Source organism: Bradyrhizobium sp. Leo170 (genome assembly GCF_004296405.1).
In the GTDB taxonomy this organism is placed as follows: domain Bacteria; phylum Pseudomonadota; class Alphaproteobacteria; order Rhizobiales; family Xanthobacteraceae; genus Bradyrhizobium.
Window position 1 is genome coordinate 1 of sequence record NZ_PSRR01000451.1, and the last position, 5,667, is coordinate 5,667.

General features: G+C 64.3%; 5 protein-coding genes. 3 read left to right on the forward strand and 2 right to left on the reverse strand.

The window, feature by feature from the left end:
* The coding region (locus tag CWO89_RS40060; protein WP_130583789.1) for an aldehyde dehydrogenase family protein at window positions 1–1,114 on the forward strand (1,114 nt) is incomplete at its 5' end.
* Window positions 1,115–1,166: 52 nt separating this feature from the next.
* On the opposite strand, the gene CWO89_RS40065 is transcribed toward CWO89_RS40060, so the two are convergent.
* The gene (locus tag CWO89_RS40065; RefSeq protein ID WP_130583790.1) at window positions 1,167–2,129 is read right to left on the reverse strand and encodes an SMP-30/gluconolactonase/LRE family protein; all 963 of its coding nucleotides are present in this window, start codon (window positions 2,127–2,129) and stop codon (window positions 1,167–1,169) included.
* Window positions 2,130–2,232: 103 nt separating this feature from the next.
* On the opposite strand from CWO89_RS40065, the gene CWO89_RS40070 reads away from it, so the two are divergent.
* Both CWO89_RS40070 and CWO89_RS40075 read left to right on the forward strand, forming a co-directional pair.
* Window positions 2,233–3,051, forward strand: a complete 819-nt coding sequence (locus CWO89_RS40070) for an NAD-dependent epimerase/dehydratase family protein (protein ID WP_130583791.1) — start codon at window positions 2,233–2,235, stop codon at window positions 3,049–3,051.
* A 75-nt stretch (window positions 3,052–3,126) separates the two neighbouring features.
* A complete protein-coding gene (locus tag CWO89_RS40075; RefSeq protein ID WP_130583792.1) occupies window positions 3,127–4,833 on the forward strand; it encodes an IlvD/Edd family dehydratase in 1,707 nt (568 codons plus the stop codon).
* A gap of 9 nt (window positions 4,834–4,842) precedes the next feature.
* On the opposite strand, the gene CWO89_RS40080 is transcribed toward CWO89_RS40075, so the two are convergent.
* Window positions 4,843–5,637, reverse strand: coding sequence for an enoyl-CoA hydratase/isomerase family protein (locus CWO89_RS40080; protein WP_165421519.1), 795 nt, complete (start codon window positions 5,635–5,637; stop codon window positions 4,843–4,845).
* Window positions 5,638–5,667: the final 30 nt, after the last annotated feature.

Here is a 5,667-nt window from a genome sequence, read left to right on the forward strand (position 1 = left end):
CGGCCTCGGCCATCTCATGAACACCTTAGAAGTGCTCAAGAAGTACGAGTTCGAGGAGACCATGGGCACCGCCGTGATCGTCCGCGAGCCGGTCGGCGTCATCGGCATGATCACGCCCTGGAACTGGCCCTTGAACCAGATCGCCTGCAAGGTCGCGCCGGCGCTCGCGGCGGGCTGCACCATGATCCTGAAGCCGTCCGAGTTCACGCCGACCTCGGCGCTGATCTTCGCCGAAATCCTCGATGAAGCCGGCGTGCCGAAGGGCGTGTTCAACCTGCTCAACGGTCTCGGCCCCGAAGTCGGCGCCGCCATGAGCGAGCACCCGGATATCGACATGATCTCGTTCACCGGCTCGACCCGCGCCGGCGTCGATGTCGCCAAGCGCGCCGCGCCGACCGTGAAGCGCGTCAGCCAGGAGCTCGGCGGCAAGTCGCCGAACGTCATCCTCGACGACGCCGACCTCGTGAAGGCTGTGACTGGCGGCGTGATGCACATGTTCAACAATTCCGGCCAGTCCTGCAACGCGCCGTCGCGGATGATCGTGCCGCTGTCGAAGATGAAGGAAGTGGCCGCGATCGCCAAGGGCGTCGCCGACAAGACCAAGGCCGGCGATCCCCGCGGCGACGGCACCACCATCGGCCCGGTCGTCAACCGCGGCCAGTGGGACAAGATCCAGGCGCTGATCAAGAAGGGCATCGACGAAGGCGCCACGCTCGTCGCTGGCGGCCCGGGCCTGCCCGAGGGCGTCAACAAGGGCTTCTACGTCCGTCCGACCATCTTCGCCGACGTCACCAATGAGATGACGATCGCCCGCGAAGAGATTTTCGGGCCGGTGCTGACCATCATCGGCGCCAAGGACGAGGAAGACGCGGTGCGCATCGCCAACGACACGCCCTATGGTCTTGCCGGCTACGTCTCCGCCGGCACGGTGGAGCGCGCGCGCAAGGTCGGCCGCCAGATCCGCGCCGGCAATGTCAACCTGCAGGGCGTTCCGAACGAGCGGACCGCGCCATTCGGCGGCTACAAGCAGTCCGGCAACGGCCGCGAATGGGGCAAGTTCGGTCTCGAAGAATATCTCGAGGTGAAGGCCGTCGCCGGCTTCAACGCGGCGTAAGCCTTTCACGACACTATTGCGGCGCCGGGGCCTTCGCCCCGGCGCCGTGTTTCTACCCGCCGAGCGCGCCTTGCGTGTTGACGTAAAGCGCATAGATCGACTGGCTGGCGGCCATGAACAGGCGGTTGCGCTTCAAGCCGCCGAAGCAGAGGTTGGCGCAGCGCTCCGGCAAGGCGATACGGCCGATCATGACGCCGTCGGGCGCGAAGATGACGACGCCGTCGAGTTCGGGATCGCCCATGCCCCAGCCGCACCAGAGGTTGCCGTCGATGTCGCAACGCATGCCGTCGGGCGTGCCCGGGCCGGCATCGACGAAGACCCGCTTGTTGGCAATCTTGTCGCCATTGGGCGCGACGTCATAGGCAAGGATCTTGCGGTTCGGTACGCCGCGGGATTCCACGATGTAGAGGATCTTTTCATCCGGCGAGAAGCACAGACCGTTCGGCCCCAAAACGCCCTCGGCGACGATGGTCGCTTTGCCGGTCTCGCCGTCGATCCGGTAGACGTTGGCATCGATCTCGGACTCGGCCTTGTAGCCTTCGTAATCGCCGAGCAAGCCGAAGGTGGGATCGGTGAACCAGATCGAGCCGTCGGACTTCACGACAACGTCATTGGGCGAGTTCAGCCGTTTGCCGTTGATGGAGTCCGTCAACACCGTGATCGATCCGTCATACTCGGTGCGCACCACGCGGCGGCCGCCGTGCTCGCAGGTGACGAGCCGACCCTGCCGGTCGCGGGTGTTGCCGTTGGCGAAGTTGGAGGGCTTACGGAAATTGCTGACCGCGCCGGTCTCCTCTTCCCACTTGATGATGCGCTGGTTCGGGATATCGCTGCACAGGAGGTAACGCCCGTCACCGAACCAGACCGGGCCCTCGGCCCAGCGCAGGCCGGTGGCCAGCCGCTCTACCGCCGAGAGCTTGAGCCAGTATTTCTCGAAGCGCGGATCGAGCGCATGGATCGCGGGATCAGGATAGAACGTCGCCGGACGCCAGCCGGCGGAATACGTATCGGACATTTGCTGTTCTCGTTGTGATGTTTCCTCGCGCCTCATTTTGCTATCATTGTCGGACACCGACCGCAAATCGGCTGAAACAACGAGGGAAGAAACGGGGGACGAAATGCCACGCATCCTGATGACCGGCGCGGCCGGCGGTATCGGCACCAGCCTGCGCAAGCTGCTGCCGCCGATCTATCCCGACCTCGTGCTCAGCGATCTCAAGACGCCGGCCGATCTCGGCGCAAACGAAACGTTCAAGGCTGCCGATCTCGCCGATCTCGAACAGGTCGAGGCGATCTGCGAAGGCGTCGACGGCATCCTGCATTTCGGCGGCTATTCGGTCGAGGGCCCCTGGGACTCTATCCTCCAGTCCAACATCATCGGCTGCTACAATCTGTTCGAGGCCGCTCGCAAAAAGGGTGTGAAGCGCGTGATCTTCGCTTCCTCGAACCACGCGGTCGGCTTCTATCCGCGCCATCACCGCATCGGTACCGATGTGACGGCACGTCCCGACAGCCGCTACGGCGTCAGCAAGGTGTTTGGCGAAGCGGTCGGCGCGCTCTATGCCGACAAGCATGGATTGAAGGTGACCTGCCTGCGAATCGGCAATTTTGGTGACAAACCGCTCGATCATCGCCGGCTCTCGATCTGGCTGAAGCCGGAGGATCTGGTGCAGCTCTGCCGCATCGGGCTCGAGCATCCCGGCATCCATTTCGAGATCTTTTACGGCGCCTCCTACAACGAGCGCGCCTGGTGGGACAATCACCGTGCCTACGATCTCGGCTACCGCCCGACCGGCCGCGCGGAAGATTTCCGGGAACATGCGATGGCTGAGCAGGCCAAACTGCCGCCCGATCCCGTCGGCGACTTCTACCAGGGCGGCGCGTTCTGCGGCATGGAGTTCGACGGCGACAAAAGCCGGGTCATCGACTGGAAGTGATGCGCTCAGGCATCCGACGTTGACAACGGCCGCCGCACTCCGTTAGTGCCCGCAACAAGACGAAAGGATGAAGAAATGGCTGAAGGACTGCGCAAGGGGCTGACGAGCTATGGCGACGCCGGGTTCTCCCTGTTCCTGCGCAAGGCCTTTATCAAGGCGATGGGCTATTCGGACGACGCGCTCGACCGTCCGATCGTCGGCATCACCAACACCTATAGCGACTACAATCCCTGCCACGGTAACGTCCCGCAAATCCTCGAGGCGGTGAAGCGCGGCGTGATGCTGTCAGGCGCGATGCCGTTCGTGTTCCCGACGATCTCGATCGCGGAAAGCTTTGCGCATCCGACCTCGATGTATCTGCGCAATCTGATGGCGATGGATACGGAGGAGATGATCCGCGCCCAGCCGATGGATGCGGTCGTTGTCATCGGCGGCTGCGACAAGACGCTGCCAGCGCAGATCATGGCCGCCGTCAGCGCCGATCTGCCGACGGTCGTCATTCCCGTCGGGCCGATGGTGGTCGGCCATCACAAGGGCGAAGTGCTCGGCGCCTGCACCGATTGCCGGCGGCTGTGGAGCAAATATCGCGCCGGCGAGATCGACGACAACGAGATCGAGGCGGTCAATGGCCGGCTCGCGCCATCGGTCGGCACCTGCATGGTGATGGGCACCGCCTCCACCATGGCCTGCGTCACCGAGGCGCTCGGCCTGTCGCTGCCGATGAGCGCGACCATCCCTGCGCCGCACGCTGAGCGATTCCGTTCGGCGGAAGCGAGCGGCAGGGTCGCCGCCGCGATGGCAAAGGCCAAGGGGCCGAAGCCGAGCGAGATTCTGACACCGGCGTCGTTCCGTAATGCGCAGGTCGTGATGCAGGCGATCGGCGGTTCGACCAACGGTCTCATCCATCTGACTGCCATCGCACATCGCTCGCCATACAAGATCGACCTCGAAGCTTTCGACAAGCTCGGCCGCGAGGTGCCGGTGCTGGTCGACCTGAAGCCGTCGGGCGAGCATTACATGGAGCATTTCCACCACGCCGGCGGCGTGCCGAAACTGATGGCGCAACTCGGCGATCTCATCGATCTCGATGCGAGGACCATCACCGGGCAGACGCTGCGCGAAGTGGTCGCGACGGCCGAGGAGGTGCCGGGGCAGGATGCGATCCGCTCGCGCCAGAATCCGATCAAGGCCGAGGGCGCCATGGCGATCCTGCACGGCAATCTCGCGCCGCGCGGTGCGGTCATCAAGCAATCAGCGGCCAGTCCGAAGCTGTTGCAGCATACCGGGCGCGCGGTCGTGTTCGAATCCGTGGAGGATATGACGCACCGCGTCGATGATCCCGAATTGGATGTCACCGCCGACGACGTGCTGGTGCTGCGCAACGCCGGGCCCAAGGGCGCGCCCGGAATGCCCGAGGCTGGGTATCTGCCGATCCCCAGGAAGCTTGCGCGTGCGGGTGTAAAGGACATGGTGCGGATTTCGGATGCGCGCATGAGCGGTACGGCATTCGGCACCATCGTGCTGCATATCACGCCTGAATCCGCCGTCGGCGGTCCGCTCGCGCTCGTGAAGAACGGCGACATGATCCAGCTCGACGTCGCAAAGCGCCGCATCGATCTTCTGGTCGACGAGGCTGAACTGCAGAAGCGCCGCGCGGCGCTGCCGCAGCGGGCTACGCCCGACTGGGCCAGGCGCGGCTATGCGCACCTGTTCAACGAAACCATCCTGCAGGCTGACGAAGGCTGCGATTTCGATTTCATGCGTGTTGGTGGGAAGGAGTAGGACTCCAACCTATTTCGACTTGCTGGTGAATTTCTTCACGGCGATGCGGAATTCGTCCGATTGCATGCAGTTGATGATGGCATCGCGCTCGGCGTCGAGTTGCGCCTGGATCGGCGTCGTTGGCGCGCGGTGGATCAGGGCCTTTGTCGCGGCAAGTCCAGCCGGCGCGTTCTGCGCGAGCCTCAGCGCAAACTCCCGCGTCGCGGCTTTCAGCTCGACCGCCGGAACGACCTTCGTGACGAGGCCCCAATCGTAAGCCTGCGCCGCCGAAAAACCGTCCTCGGCCAGGAAGATCTGCAGGGCCCGACGGGGACCGACGCTCGCGGCAAGGCCGACGGTGCCGCCGCCGTCGGGCGAGACGCCGATCTTGGCATAGGCAGGCGTGAAGCGGGCGTCTTCGGCCGCGATGCAGAGGTCGGCAACAAAGGCAAGCGACAGGCCGGCGCCCGCCGCCGAACCGTGCACGCTCGCCAGCACCAGCTTGGGCATCCGCCGAAGCGTCGCAATGAAGGTGTGATAGTGCTTGAGCAGCTCGCCGACGACCGAGTTGACATCATTGGCGTCAACAGCCGCGCCAATGGTTTGCAGATCGCCGCCGGCGCAGAAAGCGCGGCCTGCGCCTTCGATCACCAGCACGCGGATATTGTTGTTGCCCTCGACTTCAGCGCCAAACTGCTCGAGCTTCTTTGCGATTGACAGATCAATCGCGTTGAAGGCCGCCGGCCGGTTGAGCGTGATCGTGGCAATCGCGCCGTCGATGTTGAGCAGCGCCGGTTCGGTGGTAGTAACGTCGGGTGTCGGCATGAGGGGCCTCCCAGTCAGGGCGTTTCGGGC

Excerpts from the sequence above, each read along its gene's own strand:
- CWO89_RS40075 (WP_130583792.1), top strand. The coding sequence starts at position 3,127 with ATGGCTGAAGGACTGCGCAAGGGGCTGACGAGCTATGGCGACGCCGGG.
- CWO89_RS40080 (WP_165421519.1), bottom strand. The coding sequence starts at position 5,637 with ATGCCGACACCCGACGTTACTACCACCGAACCGGCGCTGCTCAACATC.
- CWO89_RS40070 (WP_130583791.1), top strand. The coding sequence starts at position 2,233 with ATGCCACGCATCCTGATGACCGGCGCGGCCGGCGGTATCGGCACCAGC.
- CWO89_RS40065 (WP_130583790.1), bottom strand. The coding sequence starts at position 2,129 with ATGTCCGATACGTATTCCGCCGGCTGGCGTCCGGCGACGTTCTATCCT.